Source organism: Streptomyces davaonensis JCM 4913 (assembly GCF_000349325.1).
Lineage (GTDB): Bacteria > Actinomycetota > Actinomycetes > Streptomycetales > Streptomycetaceae > Streptomyces > Streptomyces davaonensis.
The window spans coordinates 3,049,822-3,071,604 of record NC_020504.1 but is presented as its reverse complement, the minus strand read 5'-3'; the positions used below and the strand labels follow the sequence as shown (position 1 = coordinate 3,071,604).

Here is a 21,783-nt window from a genome sequence, read left to right as displayed (position 1 = left end):
GCACGCTGTTGGGTGTCTGAGGGCACGGCCGTAAGGTCTGTCTTCGGATGCCGGCCCCAGTGCACTCGAATCCGTGAGGGTTCGGGGTGATGGGTGGCTGGTCGTTGTTTGAGAACTGCACAGTGGACGCGAGCATCTGTGGCCAAGTTTTTAAGGGCGCACGGTGGATGCCTTGGCACCAGGAACCGATGAAGGACGTGGGAGGCCACGATAGTCCCCGGGGAGTCGTCAACCAGGCTTTGATCCGGGGGTTTCCGAATGGGGAAACCCGGCAGTCGTCATGGGCTGTCACCCTTGCCTGAACACATAGGGCAAGTGGAGGGAACGCGGGGAAGTGAAACATCTCAGTACCCGCAGGAAGAGAAAACAACCGTGATTCCGGGAGTAGTGGCGAGCGAAACCGGATGAGGCCAAACCTACGACGTGTGAGACCCGGCAGGGGTTGCGTCGTGGGGGTTGTGGGATCTCTCTTTCACAGTCTGCCGGCTGTGAGACGAGTCAGAAACCGTTGATGTAGGCGAAGGACATGCGAAAGGTCCGGCGTAGAGGGTAAGACCCCCGTAGTCGAAACGTCAGCGGCTCGTTTGAGAGACACCCAAGTAGCACGGGGCCCGAGAAATCCCGTGTGAATCTGGCGGGACCACCCGCTAAGCCTAAATATTCCCTGGTGACCGATAGCGGATAGTACCGTGAGGGAATGGTGAAAAGTACCGCGGGAGCGGAGTGAAATAGTACCTGAAACCGTGTGCCTACAAGCCGTGGGAGCGTCGCTTGCAAGCTTGCTTGCAAGTCGTGACTGCGTGCCTTTTGAAGAATGAGCCTGCGAGTTTGCGGTGTGTTGCGAGGTTAACCCGTGTGGGGAAGCCGTAGCGAAAGCGAGTCCGAACAGGGCGATATAGTAGCGCGCTCAAGACCCGAAGCGGAGTGATCTAGCCATGGGCAGGTTGAAGCGGAGGTAAGACTTCGTGGAGGACCGAACCCACCAGGGTTGAAAACCTGGGGGATGACCTGTGGTTAGGGGTGAAAGGCCAATCAAACTCCGTGATAGCTGGTTCTCCCCGAAATGCATTTAGGTGCAGCGTCGTGTGTTTCTTGCCGGAGGTAGAGCACTGGATAGGCGATGGGCCCTACCGGGTTACTGACCTTAGCCAAACTCCGAATGCCGGTAAGTGAGAGCGCGGCAGTGAGACTGTGGGGGATAAGCTCCATGGTCGAGAGGGAAACAGCCCAGAGCATCGACTAAGGCCCCTAAGCGTACGCTAAGTGGGAAAGGATGTGGAGTCGCAGAGACAACCAGGAGGTTGGCTTAGAAGCAGCCACCCTTGAAAGAGTGCGTAATAGCTCACTGGTCTAGTGATTCCGCGCCGACAATGTAGCGGGGCTCAAGCGTACCGCCGAAGTCGTGTCATTGCAGCATATAGGGCCAACGCCCGCTGTGATGGGTAGGGGAGCGTCGTCTGCCGGGTGAAGCGGCACCGGAAGGTAGTCGTGGACGGTTGACGAGTGAGAATGCAGGCATGAGTAGCGATACAAACGTGAGAAACGTTTGCGCCGATTGACTAAGGGTTCCTGGGTCAAGCTGATCTGCCCAGGGTAAGTCGGGACCTAAGGCGAGGCCGACAGGCGTAGTCGATGGATAACCGGTTGATATTCCGGTACCCGCTGTGAAGCGTCAAACATCGAGCATCGTGATGCTAAGGCCGTGAAGCCGCCCTGATCTCTTCGGAGTTGAGGGGAGTGGTGGAGCCGCCGAACCAAGCGGTTAGTAGGTGAGTGATGGGGTGACGCAGGAAGGTAGTCCATCCCGGGCGGTGGTTGTCCCGGGGTAAGGGTGTAGGCCGTGCGATAGGCAAATCCGTCGCACTTGTGGCTGAGACCTGATGCCGAGCCGATTGTGGTGAAGTGGATGATCCTATGCTGTCGAGAAAAGCCTCTAGCGAGTTTCATGGCGGCCCGTACCCTAAACCGACTCAGGTGGTCAGGTAGAGAATACCGAGGCGTTCGGGTGAACTATGGTTAAGGAACTCGGCAAAATGCCCCCGTAACTTCGGGAGAAGGGGGGCCACACCTGGTGAGAGGACTTGCTCCTCGAGCTGGGGGTGGCCGCAGAGACCAGCGAGAAGCGACTGTTTACTAAAAACACAGGTCCGTGCGAAGCCGTAAGGCGATGTATACGGACTGACGCCTGCCCGGTGCTGGAACGTTAAGGGGACCGGTTAGTCATGATTCGTCATGGCGAAGCTGAGAACTTAAGCGCCAGTAAACGGCGGTGGTAACTATAACCATCCTAAGGTAGCGAAATTCCTTGTCGGGTAAGTTCCGACCTGCACGAATGGCGTAACGACTTCTCGACTGTCTCAACCATAGGCCCGGTGAAATTGCACTACGAGTAAAGATGCTCGTTTCGCGCAGCAGGACGGAAAGACCCCGGGACCTTTACTACAGTTTGATATTGGTGTTCGGTTCGGCTTGTGTAGGATAGCTGGGAGACTTTGAAGCGGCCACGCCAGTGGTTGTGGAGTCGTCGTTGAAATACCAGTCTGGTCGTGCTGGATGTCTAACCTGGGTCCGTGATCCGGATCAGGGACAGTGTCTGATGGGTAGTTTAACTGGGGCGGTTGCCTCCTAAAGAGTAACGGAGGCGCCCAAAGGTTCCCTCAGCCTGGTTGGCAATCAGGTGTTGAGTGTAAGTGCACAAGGGAGCTTGACTGTGAGACCGACGGGTCGAGCAGGGACGAAAGTCGGGACTAGTGATCCGGCGGTGGCTTGTGGAAGCGCCGTCGCTCAACGGATAAAAGGTACCCCGGGGATAACAGGCTGATCTTCCCCAAGAGTCCATATCGACGGGATGGTTTGGCACCTCGATGTCGGCTCGTCGCATCCTGGGGCTGGAGTCGGTCCCAAGGGTTGGGCTGTTCGCCCATTAAAGCGGTACGCGAGCTGGGTTTAGAACGTCGTGAGACAGTTCGGTCCCTATCCGCTGCGCGCGCAGGAATATTGAGAAGGGCTGTCCCTAGTACGAGAGGACCGGGACGGACGAACCTCTGGTGTGCCAGTTGTTCTGCCAAGGGCATGGCTGGTTGGCTACGTTCGGGAGGGATAACCGCTGAAAGCATCTAAGCGGGAAGCCTGCTTCGAGATGAGTATTCCCACCCACTTGATGGGGTAAGGCTCCCAGTAGACGACTGGGTTGATAGGCCGGATCTGGAAGCACGGTAACGTGTGGAGGTGACCGGTACTAATAGGCCGAGGGCTTGTCCTCAGTTGCTCGCGTCCACTGTGTTGGTTCTGAAACCACGAACGGCCCCGTATGGCCATATGGCTTCATGCGGTGCGGCATTGTTCGACAGTTTCATAGTGTTTCGGTGGTCATAGCGTGAGGGAAACGCCCGGTTACATTCCGAACCCGGAAGCTAAGCCTTACAGCGCCGATGGTACTGCAGGGGGGACCCTGTGGGAGAGTAGGACGCCGCCGAACAAATTTTGATAAGGGTCAGACCCGGAACTTCGGTTTCGGGTCTGACCCTTTTTTGCTGTCCGTCACCTCAAGTTCACGTTGCGGAACCAACATCCGAAGCATGGGTACTGCTGCAATGCTCAGGGCTGCCGGCGTCGGCATCGGTGACGAGGTCGTCGTACCGGCCTTCGGGAACGCCGAGGTCGCCGAGGCCGTGGTCCTGGCCGGGGCGCTTCCGATGTTCGCCGACATAGATCCGGTGACGTACTGCTTGGACGCTGCTGCCGTGGAGGCGGTCGTCACTCCGCGTACCGCGGCGGTCGTCGCCGTGCACCGTTTCGGGCGGTCCGCCGACATCGCGCGGTTGCACTGGATCGGACAGCAGCACGGGCTGCTCGTACTGGAACAGGGCGAGTCAGAGGCGCCGTACGACGAGATTGCTCAGCGGCGGGAGCGGGCCGCCTATCTGGATTCGAAGTTGAAGGGCGTGTGGACGCCCGACGGGGGTGACGGGCACACCTACCAGCAGTACGTCGTGCGCGTGCCCGGGAACGGGCGGCCCGACCGGGACGCCTTCGCTCGCGCCGTGCGGGCGCGCGGAGTTGACTGCAAGGTGCCGGTGAAGACGCCCGTGCACCGGCTGCCGGAGTTCCGCCGGTGTGTGTCGCTGCCGCAGACCGAGCGCGCCGCCGACGAGACGCTGACGCTTCCCGTCGACGCCGCGCTCACCAAGCGGGACATGCAGAGGATCGTCTCTGCGTGCAACGCTCTGGGTGGACTGCTTCAGCCTGCCGTCTGAACGTGCTCGCTAGGTGCGCTTCTTGGGGTGGGAGCGGAAGAACTCCCACATCAGGTCTGTGGCGTTGACGGTTGTGTCGGTGAACGCCATGTCGTTGTTGGAGCCGCCGGGCCATTGGTGGGTCATTTCGGACAGGCGGTAGCTGACCACGCTGGAGCCGTCGGAGCATTGCGCCGTGGTGCGGGTGGTCTGTTTCTCCGCCTTCTCGGGTGAGTCCGCCTTGCAGCGCAGGCGTTTCTCCCAGGCTTTGATGCCGGCGTCGAATTCGTCGTAGTACTTGTCCAGTTCGCCGATGAAGGTGATGACGGAGACCGGGGATTCGGGGACGTAGGTCTTGTCCTCCATCGCGGATCCGATGTAGCCGCCGCTGACCGGGGCGATGGCGGCGAAGATGTCGTGGAGTTCCACCGCGGCCTTGAAGGACATGTCGCCGCCGTTGGAGATGCCGGTCGCGTAGATGCGGTCCGGGTCGGCGTTCCACGTGTCGGTGAAGCGGTCGATGATGGTGCGCAGGAAGCCGATGTCGTCCTCCGAACCGCAGCAGATCAGGGCGTTGAAGCCCTCGTTGTAGCCGTCGGGGTAGACGACGAGGAAGTTTTCCTTGTCGGCCTTCGCGGTGAGGCCGGTGATCGCTGCCGCGTAGTCGCCGGTACCGGGGTAGGGGTGCATGGCGATCACCAGGGGGAGGCGCTTGTCCGGGGTGTAGCCGGGCGGGGCGTGCACCTTGTAGGAGCGCGGGGTGCCTTTCCAGTCGAGCTCGACCGACTGGTCGCCGGGGCGCGGGACTTCCTTCTTCGGCTTCGGTGACGGGCTGGGTTTCTCGGCGGCAGCGGAGTCTCGCGAGTCGGGTTCCGACTCGGAGGAGCACGCTGTCAGGCAGAGGGCGGTGCTCAGGGTCACGGCCGTGAGTGGGCCGCGTAAGGACGTGGTGCCTCGGGTCAGCATGCGCCGCATGGTGGCAGGAGGCGGCGGGTCGGTCCAGAGGAATGGGTGGTTCGAACCACGCGCGAATTCAGGGTATGATCTAACTCGTTGCCGCGCGGGAGACCGCGAAGGGAACAGGCCCCTATAGCTCAGTCGGTAGAGCGTCTCCATGGTAAGGAGAAGGTCAACGGTTCGATTCCGTTTGGGGGCTCCACAGCACAAAGGCCCTCGCCCTTTCGGGCGGGGGCCTTTCGCTTGTGTCCGCCCTCTCGGGCTCAGTCCTTGTGGAGGCCGGGTACGCGCATCGCGAGGATCGCCATGTCGTCGGACGGGGCGTCCGAGGCGAAGCGCTCCACGGCGCGCATGATCCGGGCGGCGACCGCGCCCGCGGTCAGGCCCGTGCAGGTCGTCAGGACGTCGGTGAGGCCGTCGTCGCCCAGCATGCGGCTGCCCTCGCGGCGCTCGGTGACGCCGTCCGTGACGCACAGCAGGACGTCTCCGGGGTCGAGGGTGACGGTCTGCTCGTACAGCTCCAGGTCCTCCATGACGCCGAGCAACGGCTGGGGCTCGGCGGCCGGTTCGACGGTGCCGTCCTGGCGCAGGCGGAGCGGGAGGGGGTGGCCGGCGCAGACCACCTTCAGCTCCGCGCTGCCGTCGTCCTGCGGGCGCAGTTCGCCGTAGAGGAGGGTCAGGAAGCGGCTGCGGGCGCCCTCGTCGAGGATCGCGGAGTTGAGGCGCTCCAGGACCGCCGGGCCGCTGAGGCCCTCCCGCGCGAGGAGGCGCAGGGCGTGCCGCGCCAGGCCGGTGACGGCCGCCGCGTTCGGGCCGGTGCCGCAGACGTCGCCGATGGCGAAGCCGTAGGCGCCGTCGCTGATCGGGAAGACGTCGTAGAAGTCGCCGCCGACCTCGTTGCCCTCGCCCGCGGCGCGGTAGATGACCTCGACCTCCACGCCGTCGATGACGGGGAGTTCGGGCGGCAGGAGGCTGCGTTGGAGGGACTGGCTGATGGCTGTGCGCTCGGAGTACAGGCGGGCGTTGTCGAGGGCCAGGGCGGCCCGGCGGGAGAGGTCTTCCGCCAGTTCCAGGATCTCCTGGCGGAAGTGCTCGTCCGTGGGCTTGCCGAGGGTGAGCATGCCGATGACGCGGTTGCGGGCAACCAGCGGCAGTACGACCGTCTCGCCGCCGACCGCGGAGGCCGTGGCGAGGGTCGGGCCGATGCCGGAGCTGACGCGGGGGACGGAGCCCAGGCCGAGGCTGCGCATGGAGGTGCGCAGGGCGGCCTCGTGGGCGGCCTCCGCGGGGGCGGACCAGATGCGGGCGCCCGGGGTGGGCACGGGGTCGGGCGGGGCGATCTTCGAGAGCAACGACTTGATGCCGTCGATGAGTTCCTCGTCCTCGTGCAGGACGTAGGACAGGTAGGGCTCGGAGGCCTGGTCGGCGATGGTGTAGACGGCGCACCAGGTGGCCAGGGTGGGGACCGTCATCTGGGCCATCAAGGCGAGGGTCTGGTCGCGGTCCAGGGTGCCGGCGAGCAGGTCGGAGGCCTCGACCAGGAAGCTCAGCGAACCGCGGCGCAGCCGCTCCAGTTCGCCGAGGCGGGCCGACTCGACGGCCAGCGCGATGCGGTCGGCGGCGAACTGAAGGCGCAGGGCCTCCTCGTTGGAGTAGCGGCTCGGAGCTTCGGCAGCGACGCCGAGGGAGCCGGTGAGGCGGCCCTCGACCTTCAGCGGGACGGTGACCACGGAGCGCATGCCGGTGCCACTGAGCAACGGGACGGCGCCGGGGACCATCGTGAGGTCCTCGTGGACCGCCGGCATCCGGGCCGAGCCGTAGCGGCCGGGGCCCGCTTCGACGGGCACGCGCGCGAAGCGCTGGCGGGCGGAGGGCAGGCCGGTGGAGGCGCGGACCTCCAGCTCGGTCTCGTCGTCGGTGGCCAGGAGCAGGAACGCGGAGTCGCCGTCGAGCATGTCGCGGGCGCGCTCCACCGTGCGCTGGAGGAGGCCGTCGAGGTCGTCCGGGGCCGGGGAGCCGATGAACACCTCGAAGGGGTCGGTGCTCTGGCCCTCGCCGGAGCCACCGGCGTCGGAGGACAGAATGCGCAACGGCGTCTGGAGGACCGCGCGTTCGTGGTCCCGGACGAGGAGGCAGACCGTGGACGGCTCGCCGCCGGTGTCGCGGACCCGGAGGTGTGAGGCGTACACCGGAGTGACCCGGCCGCTTGCGCCGCGGATGCCGTAACTGCCCTCCCAGCGGGAGAGTTGGAGGGCCTCCGCGATGCCGGTGCTGGTGCCCGGGGTGTGCGGCCAGGCGGCGAGGTCGGTGAGCGGCTTGCCGGTGACCTGTTCGGCGGCGTAGCCGAAGAGTTCCTCGGCGTCCTCGTTCCACGCGGAGATGGAGCCGGTGCGGTCGATCTGGACGACGGCGACACGGACGCGGCCGTCGGCCAGCGGGAGGAGGTCGGCGGGGAGCGAGGGGCCCGCGGCGCGGGTACCCACCGGGCGCGCGGGGAGGTCGAGTTGGAACCAGACCTGCTTGTGGGTGGGCGTGTAGTCGACGCCCCAGCGGTTGGCCAGTGCCCGGCACAGCTGGAGGCCGCGGCCGCCCTCGCGGTCGGGGCTGGCCATGTCGTCGGCCCTGCCCTGGAGCGGGATGTCGCGCTCGGGGTAGCGGTCGGCGACCTCGATGCGGACGCCGTCCTCGGTGCGCAGGCACAGGACGTCGGCGGAAGTGCCCGCGTGCACCACGGCGTTGGTCACCAGCTCGCTGGTGAGGACCACGGCGTCGTCGAGGATGTCGGCGAAGCCCCAGCCCTGGAGGGTGTCGCGGACGAAGGAGCGGGCGCTCGCGACCGAGCGCCCGACGGGCTCGAAGCTGGCGGCCGCGCGCGCGGTGATCACAGAACTCCTCGACCGGTTGTCGCTGTGCAGGGCTCCCTGGCCTGCCGGCTCGTGCCGCTGGTGCGGCAGGCCGTCCTTCGGCCGGGGGTCCGAGGGCTGCTCCCCCGGGATCAGTCCGGTGGTCATGTTGCGGCCGCCCCTCCGATGCCCGCTCGTTTCCGTGCCACCGCCCTAGCCGGACGGACCGGTGCGGCTGGACAGCCGCATGCAAGGTTACTTACCTTCGCCGTCCACGCGGATGCCGGTCGGCAGTGTTTCCGCCCGGAGGGTGTGCGGACGGTGTGTGAAGCTGCCGAACTGTTATGGCCGGGTTCGGCGAGGGTGAAACACTGGGCAAGCTTCTTGTGAAGGTCCGGGCAGGCTGGGTGTCTTCCGCTTATGGCGGGCAGCAGCCCGTGATGCGGCCTGGTGGTATCCGGCAGGATTACGCAGCAGTAACCGGTGCGCCGAACCGGCGCGCCGGGAGCACGGCAGTGACGGTCGACCCCTGCGGGAGGGACACAGTGGAGTCTGGCGCAGCGACGCGGGGCACGAAAGCGCGCGCGAAAGGCGGACAGTCCCTGATGAACCAGCGCAAACCGCGCGGTGGGACCACCGCGGTGGACACGGCTTCCCTGAACCGGCTGCTGGCGGCCCTGGTCTCCATGCGGGACGGGAACTTCCGCAAGCGGCTCACGGTCTCCGGCGACGGCGTGATGTCCGAGATCGCGGCCGTGTTCAACGAGGTGGCCGACCGGAATCTGCATCTGACCGGCGAGCTGTCCCGGGTGCGGCGCATGGTGGGCCGCGAGGGCAAGCTCACGGAACGGCTGGAAACCGGCGCCTGTGAGGGTTCCTGGGCGGCCGCCGTCGACAACTCCAACGCCCTGGTCGAAGATCTCGTACGGCCCGTCTCCGAGGTCGGCCGGGTGCTCTCCGCGGTCGCGGAGGGCGATCTGTCGCCGCGCATGGAGCTGCGGACGCAGGCCCCGGACGGCACCGGGCATCCGCTGCGCGGGGAGTTCCTGAAGGTCGGCCGTACCGTCAACAATCTTGTCGACCAGCTGTCCACGTTCACCGACGAGGTCACCCGGGTGGCCAGTGAGGTGGGCACCGAGGGCAAGCTGGGCGGGCAGGCACGCGTGCGTGGCATGTCGGGTTCGTGGAAGGACCTCACGGACTCCGTCAACACGATGGCGTACCGGCTGACCGCGCAGGTCCGGGACATCGCGCTGGTGACCACCGCGGTCGCCAAGGGCGATCTGTCGCGGAAGGTCACCGTTCATGTGGCCGGCGAGATGCTGGAGCTGAAGAACACCGTCAACACGATGGTGGACCAGCTGTCGTCGTTCTCCTCCGAGGTGACCCGGGTCGCGCGCGAGGTGGGCACCGAGGGCGAGCTCGGCGGGCAGGCGCAGGTGCCGGGTGTGGCGGGCGTGTGGAAGGACCTCACCGATTCGGTGAACCTCATGGCCGGCAACCTCACCGCGCAGGTGCGCGGGATCTCACAGGTGACCACGGCGGTCGCCAACGGGGATCTGTCGCAGAAGGTGACCGTGTCGGCGCGCGGTGAGGTCGCGCAGCTCGCGGACACCATGAATCAGATGACCGAGACGCTGCGGATCTTCGCCGACGAGGTCACGCGCGTGGCCAACGAGGTCGGCGCCGAGGGCCAGCTGGGCGGGCAGGCCAATGTGCCGGGGGCCGCGGGGACGTGGAAGGACCTGACGGACTCCGTCAACACGGTCTTCCGGAACCTGACGATCCAGGTGCGCGACATCGCCGCCGTGACGACGGCTGTGGCCAGCGGTGATCTGTCGCAGAAGGTCACCGTGGACGTGGCCGGCGAGATGCTGGAGCTGAAGAACACCGTCAACGGCATGGTCGACCAGCTGTCGTCCTTCGGTTCCGAGGTCACGCGCGTGGCGCGCGAGGTCGGTGTCGAGGGTGAGCTGGGCGGCCAGGCGCAGGTGCCGGGGGCCGCGGGGACGTGGAAGGACCTGACGGACTCCGTCAACACCGCGTTCCGTAACCTCACCGGGCAGGTGCGCAACATCGCCCAGGTGACGACGGCCGTGGCCAACGGCGACCTCTCGCAGAAGGTCACCGTGGACGTCTCCGGCGAGATGCTCCAGCTGAAGAACACCGTGAACACGATGGTGGACCAGCTCTCGGCCTTCGCCGACCAGGTGACGCGGATGGCCCGGGACGTGGGCACGGAGGGGCGCCTGGGCGGTCAGGCGGTCGTACCGGGCGTGTCCGGTACCTGGAAGGAGCTGACCGACTCCGTCAACTTCATGGGTGGCAACCTCACCTCGCAGGTGCGGCAGATCGCCCAGGTGACGACGGCGGTGGCGCGCGGCGACCTCTCCCAGAAGATCGACGTCGACGCGCGGGGCGAGATCCTGGAGCTGAAGAACACCATCAACACGATGGTCGACCAGCTCTCCGGCTTCGCCGAGCAGGTGACCCGGGTGGCCCGTGAGGTGGGTACCGAGGGGCGGCTCGGCGGGCAGGCGCAGGTGCCCGGCGTGGCCGGTGTGTGGCGGGACCTGACCGACTCCGTGAACGGCATGGCCGGCAACCTCACCGCGCAGGTGCGCGGGATCTCGCAGGTCGCCACCGCGGTGGCCCGGGGCGACCTGTCCCAGAAGATCACCGTGGACGCGCGCGGGGAGATCCTGGAGCTGAAGAACACCCTGAACACGATGGTCGACCAGCTGTCCTCCTTCGCGGAGGAGGTCACCAGGGTGGCCCGTGAGGTGGGTACGGAGGGTCAGCTCGGCGGGCAGGCCGAGGTGCAGGGGGTCTCCGGCACCTGGAAGGACCTCACCCAGTCCGTGAACTTCATGGCGAACAACCTGACCATCCAGGTGCGGAACATCGCCGAGGTCACCACGGCGGTCGCCAAGGGCGATCTGTCGAAGAAGATCACCGTCGACGCCAAGGGCGAGATCCTCGAACTCGTCAGCACCGTGAACACGATGGTCGACCAACTGTCGTCCTTCGCCGAGCAGGTGACCCGGGTGGCCCGCGAGGTGGGCACCGAGGGCATCCTGGGCGGTCAGGCCCACGCGTCGGGTGTCACGGGCATCTGGAAGGACCTCACCGACAACGTCAACCTGATGGCCAACAACCTGACCGTGCAGGTGCGGAACATCTCCCAGGTCGCGTCCGCGGTCGCCAACGGCGATCTGACCCGGACGGTGACGATCGAGGCGCGCGGCGAGGTCGCGCAGCTCGCGGACACCTTCAACACCATGGTGAAGACGCTGAGTTCGTTCGCCGACCAGGTCACCAAGGTGGCCCGCGAGGTGGGCACCGACGGCATCCTGGGCGGTCAGGCGCGGGTGCCCGGCGTGGCCGGCACCTGGAAGGACCTCACCGAGTCGGTGAACCAGATGGCGTCCAACCTGACCGGTCAGGTGCGGAACATCGCCATGGTCACCACCGCCATCGCCAAGGGCGACCTGACCAAGAAGATCGACATTGATGCCCGGGGCGAGATCCTGGAGCTGAAGACGACGATCAACACGATGGTCGACCAGCTGTCCTCCTTCGCGGAGGAAGTCACCCGCGTCGCCCGCGAGGTGGGCACCGAAGGACAGCTCGGCGGCCAGGCACGCGTGCGTGACGTCGACGGCACCTGGCGGGACCTGACCGAGTCGGTGAACGAGATGGCCGGGAACCTGACCCGGCAGGTGCGTGCCATCGCGCGCGTGGCGACCGCGGTGACCCGCGGTGACCTGAACCTGAAGATCGACGTCGACGCCTCCGGCGAGATCCAGGAACTCCAGGACTACATCAACAAGATGATCGCCAACCTGCGTGACACCACGATCGCCAACAAGGAACAGGACTGGCTCAAGGGCAACCTCGCCCGCATCTCCGCGCTGATGCAGGGCCGCCGGGACCTCCAGGACGTGGCCTCGCTGATCATGAGCGAGCTGACCCCGGTGGTCTCCGCGCAGCACGGCGCGTTCTTCCTGGCGATGCCCGACGCGAGCCATGGCGAAGAGGACCAGTACGAGCTGCGGATGCTGGGCTCGTACGGCTACTCGATGGGTTCCATGCCCACCTCTTTCCGGCCGGGCGAGGCGCTGGTCGGTACGGCGGCGCAGGAGAAACGCACGATCCTGGTGGAGAACGCGCCCAGCGGCTATCTGAAGATCTCCTCCGGGCTCGGCGAGGCGCCGCCCGCGCAGGTGATCGTGTTGCCGGTGCTGTTCGAGGGCAAGGTGCTCGGTGTGATCGAGCTGGCCTCCTTCACGCCGTTCAACCAGATCCAGAAGGACTTCCTGAACCAGATCGCGGAGATGATCGCGACCAGCGTCAACACCATCTCGGTCAACACCAAGACCGAGGTCCTGCTGAAGCAGTCGCAGGAGCTCACCGAGCAACTCCAGGAGCGATCGGCCGAGTTGGAGAACCGGCAGAAGGCACTCCAGGCGTCCAACGCCGAACTGGAGGAGAAGGCCGAGCTGCTGGCCCAGCAGAACCGTGACATCGAGGTGAAGAACACCGAGATCGAGGAGGCGCGGCAGGTCCTGGAGGAGCGCGCCGAGCAGCTCGCGGTGTCGATGCGGTACAAGAGCGAGTTCCTCGCCAACATGTCGCACGAGCTGCGCACGCCGCTCAACTCGCTGCTGATCCTGGCCAAGTTGCTCGCCGACAACGCGGACGCCAACCTCACCCCGAAGCAGGTCGAGTTCGCCGAGACCATCCATGGCGCCGGTTCCGATCTGCTCCAGCTGATCAACGACATCCTCGACCTGTCCAAGGTCGAGGCGGGCAAGATGGACGTCTCCCCGACCCGGATCGCGCTCGTCCAGCTCGTCGACTACGTCGAGGCCACCTTCCGCCCGCTGACCGCGGAGAAGGGCCTGGACCTGTCCGTACGGGTCTCGCCGGAGCTGCCCGCCACTCTGCACACCGACGAGCAGCGGCTGCTCCAGGTGCTGCGCAACCTGCTGTCCAACGCGGTGAAGTTCACCGACTCCGGCTCGGTCGAGCTGGTCATCCGGCCGGCCGGGGCGGATGTGCCGGTCGGGATCCGGGAGCAGTTGCTGGAGACCGGTTCGCTGCGGGACGCGGACGCCGGACTGATCGCCTTCTCGGTGACGGACACCGGCATCGGCATCGCCGCCAGCAAGATGCGGGTGATCTTCGAGGCGTTCAAGCAGGCCGACGGCACGACCAGCCGCAAGTACGGCGGTACGGGCCTGGGGCTTTCGATCTCCCGGGAGATCGCCCAGTTGCTCGGCGGCGAGATCCACGCCCAGAGCGAACCGGGACGCGGCTCGACCTTCACGCTGTACCTGCCGCTGCACCCGAGCGAGCTGCCCCCGCAGGGCTATCAGCAGCCCATGGCCGCTTTGGAGGCCGGTGACCTGGTGCCGTCCGCCGCGGAGCTGTCGGGCGCGGAGATCGAGACGCCGGCCGAGGTGAAGTCGTACCAGGAGACGCAGAACGGTGCCGCCGCGCTCTTCCGGCGCCGCCGCCGCAGTACCGCCGGTGAGCTGGAGCAGCGGCCGCTTCAGCAGGAGTGGCCGACCGTGGAGCTGGAGGCGGCGCCGCAGGTGCGCCGGGGCATCCGGTTCGGCGGCGAGAAGGTGCTGATCGTCGACGACGACATCCGCAACGTCTTCGCGCTCACCAGCGTCCTGGAACAGCACGGCCTTTCGGTGCTGTACGCCGAGAACGGCCGCGAGGGCATCGAAGTGCTGGAGCAGCACGACGATGTGGCGGTCGTGCTGATGGACATCATGATGCCCGAGATGGACGGGTACGCGACGACCACGGCGATCCGCCGGATGCCGCAGTTCGCCGGGCTGCCGATCATCGCGCTGACCGCCAAGGCCATGAAGGGCGACCGGGAGAAGGCGATCGAGTCGGGCGCCTCCGACTACGTCACCAAGCCCGTCGACCCCGATCACCTGCTGTCGGTGATGGAGCAGTGGATGCGGGAGGAGTGACGGGATCGGTCGGGCTTCGTACGGGGTTCGTACGGGCTCGGTGAGCGGGCTGGGGCAGGGCCTGGCGAGAACCTACGGTGTTCACGCGGAGTTGCTGACGCAGTGTGCTCGAAGCCGTGTAGAAGTACGGGATTGGGGGAACCTTCTGGTCTCCCGCTACGTTTCTGCTACGTGCACAGTGACATCGCGGTGACAGGGTGTGGCGACGGGCGGGGTGCGGCTACCATGACCGGCACGAGGACGGGCGGCGCAAGGGAGTCGTCCCCTGGGGCGGCACCCGCAGGTGCTGCCCCAAGTCCTGCGGACAGGGGAGGCCCCATGCCGGGGCGAGGAGGGCGGGCCATGGTGCAGAAGGCCAAGATCCTCCTGGTCGATGACCGGCCGGAGAATCTGCTGGCGCTGGAGGCGATCCTCTCCGCGCTCGATCAGACCCTGGTGCGGGCATCGTCCGGGGAGGAAGCGCTCAAGGCGCTGCTCACGGACGACTTCGCGGTCATTCTGCTGGACGTCCAGATGCCGGGCATGGACGGTTTCGAGACCGCCGCGCACATCAAGCGCCGGGAGCGGACCCGGGACATCCCGATCATCTTCCTCACCGCGATCAACCATGGACCTCACCACACCTTCCGCGGATACGCCGCCGGTGCGGTCGACTACATCTCCAAGCCGTTCGACCCGTGGGTGCTGCGGGCGAAGGTCTCCGTGTTCGTCGAGCTGTACATGAAGAACTGCCAGCTCAGGGAGCAGGCGGCGCTGCTGCGGCTCCAGTTGGAGGGCGGCGGCAGGACCGCGGGCGCCGAGACCAAGGAACCGGCGGGGCTGCTCGCCGAACTGTCCGCGCGGCTCGCGGCGGTCGAGGAGCAGGCCGAGGCGCTCTCCAAGCAGCTCGACGACGAATCCGCGGACGCGGCGGCGGTCGCCACGGCCGCCCATCTGGAGCGCAAACTCACCGGATTGCGGCGCGCGCTGGACGCGTTGGAGCCCGGCGCGGGCAACGCCTCCTCGGTGTCCTCGCAGAACTGACGCCCGCGCGGGGCGCGTTGAAGATGACCGCTTTGTGAACGCGCGTCAGTTCAGCGCCGTCGTAACGGCGACACGAACGGGTGAAGCAGTGGGCACACGTGTCCGCCGTCGCCTCCACCGGTAATCTCACACCTATGGCCTCACGTCCCTCCGCAGCCAAGAAGCAGCCCGCGAAGAAGGCGGCCGCTCCCGCGAAGGGTCCGGCGAAGAAGGCCGCCGCCAAAAAGGCTCCAGCGAAGAAGGCGCCTGCGAAGAAGGCCGCGGCCAAGAAGCCCGTGCCCAAGCCGGCCCCCAACCCCACCGGGGGCGTGTACCGACTGGTGCGTGCCGTCTGGCTCGGGCTCGCGCATGCCGTCGGCGCGGTGTTCCGCGGGATAGGGCAGGGCGCGAAGAACCTCGACCCGGCCCATCGCAAGGACGGCGTCGCGCTGTTGCTGCTCGGTCTCGCCCTGATCGTCGCCGCGGGCACCTGGTCCAATCTGCGCGGTCCCGTCGGCGACCTCGTCGAGACGCTGGTGACCGGCGCCTTCGGCCGGCTCGACCTGCTCGTGCCGATCCTGCTCGCGGTGATCGCCGTACGGTTCATCCGGCACCCGGAGAAGCCGGAGGCCAACGGGCGGATCGTGATCGGCCTGTCCGCGCTCGTGATCGGCGTTCTCGGCCAGGTGCACATCGCCTGCGGCTCGCCCGCGCGGAGCGACGGCATGCAGGCCATAAGGGACGCCGGCGGCCTCATCGGCTGGAGCGCGGCGACCCCGCTGACGTACACGATGGGCGAGATGCTCGCCGTACCGCTGCTGGTGCTGCTGACCGTGTTCGGACTGCTGGTCGTCACGGCCACGCCGGTCAACGCCATCCCGCAGCGGCTCAGGCTGCTCGGGGTGAAGCTCGGGGTCCTGCACGATCCGGAGGAGTTCTCCGACGACGACGAGCGCTATGACGAGCAGTGGCGTGAGGCGCTGCCCCCGCGCGGGCGTCGGCGCGGATCCGCGCCCGAGGACTACGACCCCGACGGCGCCGAGCAGGAGGCCCTCTCGCGGCGTCGCGGGCGCCCCCGGCGCTCCGCGGTGCCCCAGCCGGACCTGGGCCGCCCCATGGACGCCGTGGACGTCGCGGCGGCCGCCGCCGCCGCGCTCGACGGGGCGGTGCTGCACGGCATGCCGCCCTCGCCGATCGTCGCCGACCTCACCCAGGGCGTCAGCGTCGGCGGCCGCGAGGAGACCACGCCGACGCCGACGCCCGTCCCGGCCGCGCGGCTGAAGCAGGAGCGGTTGAAGGCCGAGGTCGCCGACCTCACCAAGCCCGCGCCGGAGGCACCCGCCGACCTGCCGCCACGCGCCGAGCAGCTCCAGCTGTCCGGTGACATCACCTACTCCCTGCCCTCGCTGGACCTCCTCGCGCGCGGGGGACCCGGCAAGGCGCGCAGCGCGGCAAACGACGCCGTCGTCGCCTCGCTCACCAATGTCTTCAGCGAGTTCAAGGTCGACGCCGCCGTCACCGGCTTCACGCGCGGGCCGACGGTCACGCGCTACGAGGTCGAGCTCGGGCCCGCGGTGAAGGTCGAGCGGATCACGGCGCTGACCAAGAACATCGCGTACGCCGTGGCCAGCCCGGACGTGCGGATCATCTCGCCGATCCCCGGCAAGTCGGCCGTGGGCATCGAGATCCCCAACACCGACCGGGAGATGGTCAACCTCGGTGACGTGCTGCGCCTCGCGGCCGCGGCCGAGGACGACCACCCGATGCTGGTGGCGCTCGGCAAGGACGTCGAGGGCGGCTATGTCATGGCCAACCTCGCGAAGATGCCGCACGTCCTGGTCGCCGGAGCCACCGGTTCGGGCAAGTCGTCGTGCATCAATTGCCTGATCACGTCGATCATGGTCCGGGCGACCCCGGAGGACGTCCGTATGGTCCTCGTCGACCCCAAGCGGGTCGAGCTCACCGCCTACGAGGGCATCCCGCACCTGATCACGCCGATCATCACGAACCCCAAGCGGGCCGCCGAGGCGCTCCAGTGGGTCGTACGGGAGATGGACCTCAGGTACGACGACCTGGCGGCGTACGGCTTCCGGCACATCGACGACTTCAACCAGGCCATACGGGACGGCAAGGTCAAGTCGCCCGAGGGCAGCGAGCGGGAGCTTCAGCCGTATCCGTATCTGCTGGTGATCGTCGATGAGCTCGCCGACCTGATGATGGTCGCGCCGCGGGACGTCGAGGACGCGATCGTGCGCATCACGCAGCTCGCGCGCGCGGCAGGCATCCATCTGGTGCTCGCCACGCAGCGGCCGTCGGTGGACGTGGTCACCGGTCTGATCAAGGCGAACGTGCCCTCCCGGCTCGCCTTCGCCACCTCCTCGCTCGCCGACTCCCGGGTCATCCTCGACCAGCCCGGCGCCGAGAAGCTGATCGGCAAGGGCGACGGGCTGTTCCTGCCGATGGGCGCCAACAAGCCCACGCGTATGCAGGGCGCGTTCGTGACCGAGGAAGAGGTCGCGGCGGTCGTCCAGCACTGCAAGGACCAGATGGCGCCGGTCTTCCGGGACGACGTCACCGTGGGCACCAAGCAGAAGAAGGAGATCGACGAGGACATCGGCGACGACCTGGACCTGCTGTGCCAGGCGGCCGAGCTGGTCGTCTCCACGCAGTTCGGCTCGACGTCCATGCTCCAGCGCAAGCTGCGGGTCGGGTTCGCCAAGGCCGGGCGGCTGATGGATCTGATGGAGTCGCGGAACATCGTCGGGCCGAGCGAGGGCTCCAAGGCTCGTGACGTTCTTGTGAAGCCTGATGAGCTGGATGGCGTGCTGGCGCAGATCCGCGGGGAGGCTTGAGAGAAGTGCCGCGCGGAGGAGACCACCGATGTTCGATCGTGACTCACCCGTAAGGGATCATTGAGCAACCGTTTCCCTTCGGCGTACGTCAAGTTGAGGGAAGCGAAAAGCTCCTGCCCCACCATCGGTGTGTCCGGCCATACCGATGGCGTACAAAGTCCCACCGCCCGGTTGCCCCACCCTTTCGTACCCCCCCTAGACTGAACCTCCAGCACAGGTGGCTACACGCTCGAAAGGCGCCCCCGTGTCCATCGGCAACTCCCCTGAAGACGAGCGTCCGTTCGAAGACGTTTCCGGCGACGACCGGCCCTCCGTCGGCCGTGCCCTCCAGCAGGCGCGTATCGCTGCCGGACTGACCGTCGACGACGTCAGCAACGCCACCCGCGTCCGCCTGCCCATCGTGCACGCCATCGAGGCCGACGACTTCGGCCCCTGTGGCGGAGACGTGTACGCGCGCGGTCACATCCGGACCCTGGCCAAGGCCGTCGGCATCGATCCGGCGCCCCTGCTCGCCCAGTACGACGCGGATCACGGGGGGCGTCCGGCGCCGACCCCCGCGGCCCCGCTGTTCGAGGCGGAGCGCATCCGCCCGGAGCGGCGCGGGCCGAACTGGACGGCGGCCATGGTCGCGGCGATCGTCGCCGTGATCGGCTTCGTCGGGTTCACCGCGTTCAAGGGCGACGACGGCGGCGCGGGGTCCGTCGCCGAGGGCGCCACGCCGTCGACCAGCAAGCCCGCCACGACCAAGCCCAAGACCGAGAAGCCCGAGGACCCGAAGCCGGAGCCGTCCGACAGCGCCATCGCCGCCGCGCCCCAGGACAAGGTGACGGTCCAGGTCAGCGCCGCCGACGGCAAGAGCTGGATCTCCGCCAAGGACCACAACGGCCGGCTGCTCTTCGACGGCCTGCTCCAGCAGGGCGACTCCAAGACCTTCCAGGACAGCGAGAAGATCAACCTCGTCCTCGGCGACGCGGGCGCGATCCAGCTCTACGTCAACGGCAAGAAGATCGACGACGACTGGCAGCCGGGCGCGGTGGAACGCCTCACATACACAAAGGGCGATCCCCAGGTCGGCTGAGCCATCTGCGCAAACGGACGGGGTTGGTCGATCTTGGCCAACCCCGTCGACGTTGGGTGTCAGTGAGACAAAGTAGTCTTGAGCCCATGCCTGAACGCCGTACCGTCGCACTCGTCACTCTTGGCTGCGCCCGTAACGAGGTGGACTCGGAGGAGCTCGCAGGCCGCTTGGAGGCGGACGGCTGGGACCTCGTGGAGGATGCCTCCGACGCGGATGTCGCCGTCGTCAACACCTGTGGCTTCGTCGACGCCGCCAAGAAGGACTCCGTGGACGCCCTCCTGGAGGCCAATGACCTCAAGGGGCACGGCAGAACCCAGGCCGTCGTGGCGGTGGGCTGCATGGCCGAGCGGTACGGCAAGGAACTGGCGGACGCGCTGCCGGAGGCCGACGGCGTGCTCGGCTTCGACGACTACGCGGACATCTCCGACCGCCTCTCGACCATCCTGAGCGGCGGCGTCCACGCCTCGCACACCCCGCGCGACCGACGCAAGCTGCTGCCGATCAGCCCGGCCGAGCGCCAGGAGTCCGCCGCCGAGGTCGCCCTGCCCGGGCACGCCCCGGTCGACCTCCCGGACGGCCTCGCACCCGCCTCCGGCCCCCGCGCGCCGATGCGCCGACGGCTCGACGGCGCGCCCGTCGCCTCGGTGAAGCTCGCCTCCGGCTGCGACCGGCGCTGCACCTTCTGCGCCATCCCCTCCTTCCGCGGCTCCTTCATCTCGCGCCGCCCGAGCGACGTGCTGAACGAGACGCGCTGGCTGGCCGAGCAGGGCGTCAAGGAGATCATGCTGGTCTCCGAGAACAACACCTCCTACGGCAAGGACCTCGGCGACATCCGCCTGCTGGAGTCGCTGCTGCCCGAGCTGGCCGAGGTCGACGGCATCGAGCGGGTACGCGTCAGCTACCTCCAGCCGGCCGAGATGCGCCCCGGGCTGATCGACGTCCTCACCGGCACGCCCAAGATCGCGCCCTACTTCGACCTCTCCTTCCAGCACTCCGCGCCCGCCGTGCTGCGGGCGATGCGCCGCTTCGGCGACACCGACCGCTTCCTGGAGCTGCTCGACACCATCCGGAGCAAGGCCCCCCAGGCGGGCGTGCGCTCCAACTTCATCGTGGGCTTCCCCGGCGAGTCCGAGGCGGACCTGGCCGAGCTGGAGCGCTTCCTCAACCACGCGCGCCTGGACGCCATCGGCGTCTTCGGCTACTCCGACGAGGAGGGCACCGAAGCGGCGACGTACGAGGACAAGCTCGACCCGGACGTCGTCGCCGACCGGCTCGCACGGGTCTCCCGGCTGGCCGAGCAGCTCGTCTCGCAGCGGGCCGAGGAGCGCCTGGGCGAGACCGTCCAGGTGCTCGTCGAGTCCGTCGACGAGGAGGGCGTGTACGGCCGTGGCGTGCACCAGGCGCCGGAGACGGACGGCCAGGTGCTGCTCACGAGCGGCCAGGGTCTGAGTGTCGGCCGTATCGTCGAGGCGAAGGTGGTCGGCACCGAGGGTGTCGACCTCGTGGCCGAGCCGCTCCACGGCTCGCTCGTATCCGGTGAGGAGGGGGCCAGATGACCGGAGTCCCGGCGTCCGCCGCGGGCGGCTCCCCCAAGGCGACACCCGCGGCCGCGGCCTCCGGTGAACCGGGGGGCGCGAAGTCGGCCCGGGGCGGGAAGCTCGCGGCGGCGGCCGTCAACCAGGCCAGCGTCTGGAACATCGCCAACCTCCTGACCATGCTCCGGCTGCTGCTGGTGCCCGCGTTCGTCGCGCTGATGCTGGCCGACGGCGGCTATGACCCGGCGTGGCGCTCGCTCGCCTGGGCGGCCTTCGCCATCGCCATGATCACCGACCTGTTCGACGGCCATCTGGCCCGGACGTACAACCTGGTCACCGACTTCGGGAAGATCGCCGACCCCATCGCCGACAAGGCGATCATGGGGGCGGCGCTGATCTGCCTGTCCGCGCTCGGCGATCTGCCGTGGTGGGTGACCGTGGTGATCCTCGGCCGGGAACTCGGCGTCACGCTTCTGCGTTTTCTCGTCATCCGGTACGGCGTGATCCCCGCGAGCCGCGGCGGCAAGCTCAAGACGCTCACCCAGGGCGTGGCCGTCGGCATGTACATCCTGGCGCTGACGGGGTGGCTGGCCACTCTTCGGTTCTGGGTGATGGGTGCGGCGGTGGTCCTGACCGTGGTGACCGGGCTCGACTATGTAAGACAGGCCATTGTGCTGCGCAGACAGGGAATCGCCGAGCGCAAGGCGGCGTTGGAGGAGACGGAAGCGTGAGTTCCCCGGCCGCCGACGTGGTGCGACTACTGACAGTGAGGGGCGAGACCCTCGCAGTCGCGGAGTCGCTCACCGGTGGCCTTGTGGCGGCGGAGATCACAGGGGTTCCCGGGGCGTCCAAGGCCTTCCGGGGTTCGGTGACCGCCTACGCGACTGAACTCAAGGCGCAGCTGCTCGGTGTCGACGCCGCCCTGCTGGAGCGGCGGGGAGCGGTGGATCCGCAGGTCGCGGCCCAGATGGCGGCCGGGGTGCGGAAGGCTCTCGGGGCCGACTGGGGCATCGCGACGACCGGTGTCGCCGGGCCGGACGAGCAGGACGAGCAGCCCGTGGGCACAGTTTTCGTGGCCGTGGAAGGGCCCTGCGGGCCGGATTTCGGGACCGTCGGCGGCGGGAAAGTGTCCTTGCTGCGGTTGAACGGCGACCGGGCGGAAATTCGTATGGAGAGTGTACGGAGCGTACTCGCGTTGCTCCTTCAGCAGCTTGCGAGCGAACAGACCGAGAATGAGCGGGCACAGGATACGGAACAGAACGGGGGGTTTTGATGTTTGCAGCCC

At 67.4% G+C, this 21,783-nt stretch carries 10 protein-coding genes, 1 tRNA gene and 2 rRNA genes; 11 read left to right on the top strand and 2 right to left on the bottom strand.

Annotation, left to right across the window (positions count from 1 at the left end):
- Positions 1–140 precede the first annotated feature (140 nt).
- The 3 genes from BN159_RS13160 to BN159_RS13150 all read left to right on the top strand — a co-directional run bounded on the left by BN159_RS13160 (position 141) and on the right by BN159_RS13150 (position 4,256).
- A 23S ribosomal RNA gene (locus tag BN159_RS13160) occupies positions 141–3,262 on the top strand.
- A gap of 99 nt (positions 3,263–3,361) precedes the next feature.
- A 5S ribosomal RNA gene (rrf, locus tag BN159_RS13155) occupies positions 3,362–3,478 on the top strand.
- Positions 3,479–3,593: 115 nt separating this feature from the next.
- Positions 3,594–4,256: a DegT/DnrJ/EryC1/StrS family aminotransferase gene (locus BN159_RS13150; RefSeq protein WP_041819205.1), complete on the top strand. Its 663-nt coding sequence runs from the start codon at positions 3,594–3,596 to the stop codon at positions 4,254–4,256.
- Positions 4,257–4,265: 9 nt separating this feature from the next.
- Here the strand turns inward: BN159_RS13150 and BN159_RS13145 are convergent, their stop codons facing one another.
- Positions 4,266–5,156 (bottom strand): extracellular catalytic domain type 1 short-chain-length polyhydroxyalkanoate depolymerase, encoded by an 891-nt coding sequence (locus BN159_RS13145; protein ID WP_231905612.1) that lies wholly within the window; start codon positions 5,154–5,156, stop codon positions 4,266–4,268.
- Between the two features lie 162 nt (positions 5,157–5,318).
- Between BN159_RS13145 and BN159_RS13140 the strand changes: the two genes are divergently transcribed.
- Positions 5,319–5,394: transfer RNA gene (locus BN159_RS13140), tRNA-Thr, on the top strand.
- A 61-nt stretch (positions 5,395–5,455) separates the two neighbouring features.
- On the opposite strand, the gene BN159_RS13135 is transcribed toward BN159_RS13140, so the two are convergent.
- Positions 5,456–8,203, bottom strand: a complete 2,748-nt coding sequence (locus tag BN159_RS13135; RefSeq protein WP_015657471.1) for a SpoIIE family protein phosphatase — start codon at positions 8,201–8,203, stop codon at positions 5,456–5,458.
- A 437-nt stretch (positions 8,204–8,640) separates the two neighbouring features.
- On the opposite strand from BN159_RS13135, the gene BN159_RS13130 reads away from it, so the two are divergent.
- The 7 genes from BN159_RS13130 (at position 8,641) to BN159_RS13100 (ending at position 21,771) form a co-directional block, all read left to right on the top strand.
- Positions 8,641–14,031: a HAMP domain-containing protein gene (locus BN159_RS13130; RefSeq protein WP_015657470.1), complete on the top strand. Its 5,391-nt coding sequence runs from the start codon at positions 8,641–8,643 to the stop codon at positions 14,029–14,031.
- Between the two features lie 342 nt (positions 14,032–14,373).
- A complete protein-coding gene (locus BN159_RS13125) occupies positions 14,374–15,054 on the top strand; it encodes a response regulator (RefSeq protein WP_015657469.1) in 681 nt (226 codons plus the stop codon).
- 134 nt (positions 15,055–15,188) lie between these two features.
- Complete coding sequence (locus tag BN159_RS13120; protein WP_051113506.1) at positions 15,189–17,885, top strand: DNA translocase FtsK; 2,697 nt, start codon at positions 15,189–15,191, stop codon at positions 17,883–17,885.
- A 244-nt stretch (positions 17,886–18,129) separates the two neighbouring features.
- Positions 18,130–18,963, top strand: a complete 834-nt coding sequence (locus BN159_RS13115; protein ID WP_015657467.1) for a helix-turn-helix domain-containing protein — start codon at positions 18,130–18,132, stop codon at positions 18,961–18,963.
- Between the two features lie 86 nt (positions 18,964–19,049).
- Positions 19,050–20,519: a 30S ribosomal protein S12 methylthiotransferase RimO gene (gene rimO, locus BN159_RS13110; protein WP_015657466.1), complete on the top strand. Its 1,470-nt coding sequence runs from the start codon at positions 19,050–19,052 to the stop codon at positions 20,517–20,519.
- A complete protein-coding gene (gene pgsA / locus BN159_RS13105; protein WP_015657465.1) occupies positions 20,516–21,229 on the top strand; it encodes a CDP-diacylglycerol--glycerol-3-phosphate 3-phosphatidyltransferase in 714 nt (237 codons plus the stop codon). Before rimO ends, pgsA begins: the two co-directional genes overlap by 4 nt.
- Positions 21,226–21,771 (top strand): CinA family protein, encoded by a 546-nt coding sequence (locus tag BN159_RS13100; protein ID WP_015657464.1) that lies wholly within the window; start codon positions 21,226–21,228, stop codon positions 21,769–21,771. The genes pgsA and BN159_RS13100 overlap by 4 nt, the downstream gene beginning before the upstream one ends.
- Positions 21,772–21,783: the final 12 nt, after the last annotated feature.

What these genes read in the sequence shown, in the direction of transcription:
- BN159_RS13130 (WP_015657470.1), top strand. Translation starts at nt 8,641, where the DNA reads ATGAACCAGCGCAAACCGCGCGGTGGGACCACCGCGGTGGACACGGCT.
- rimO (WP_015657466.1), top strand. Translation starts at nt 19,050, where the DNA reads ATGCCTGAACGCCGTACCGTCGCACTCGTCACTCTTGGCTGCGCCCGT.
- BN159_RS13150 (WP_041819205.1), top strand. Translation starts at nt 3,594, where the DNA reads ATGCTCAGGGCTGCCGGCGTCGGCATCGGTGACGAGGTCGTCGTACCG.
- BN159_RS13120 (WP_051113506.1), top strand. Translation starts at nt 15,189, where the DNA reads ATGGCCTCACGTCCCTCCGCAGCCAAGAAGCAGCCCGCGAAGAAGGCG.
- BN159_RS13135 (WP_015657471.1), bottom strand. Translation starts at nt 8,203, where the DNA reads ATGACCACCGGACTGATCCCGGGGGAGCAGCCCTCGGACCCCCGGCCG.
- BN159_RS13125 (WP_015657469.1), top strand. Translation starts at nt 14,374, where the DNA reads ATGGTGCAGAAGGCCAAGATCCTCCTGGTCGATGACCGGCCGGAGAAT.
- pgsA (WP_015657465.1), top strand. Translation starts at nt 20,516, where the DNA reads ATGACCGGAGTCCCGGCGTCCGCCGCGGGCGGCTCCCCCAAGGCGACA.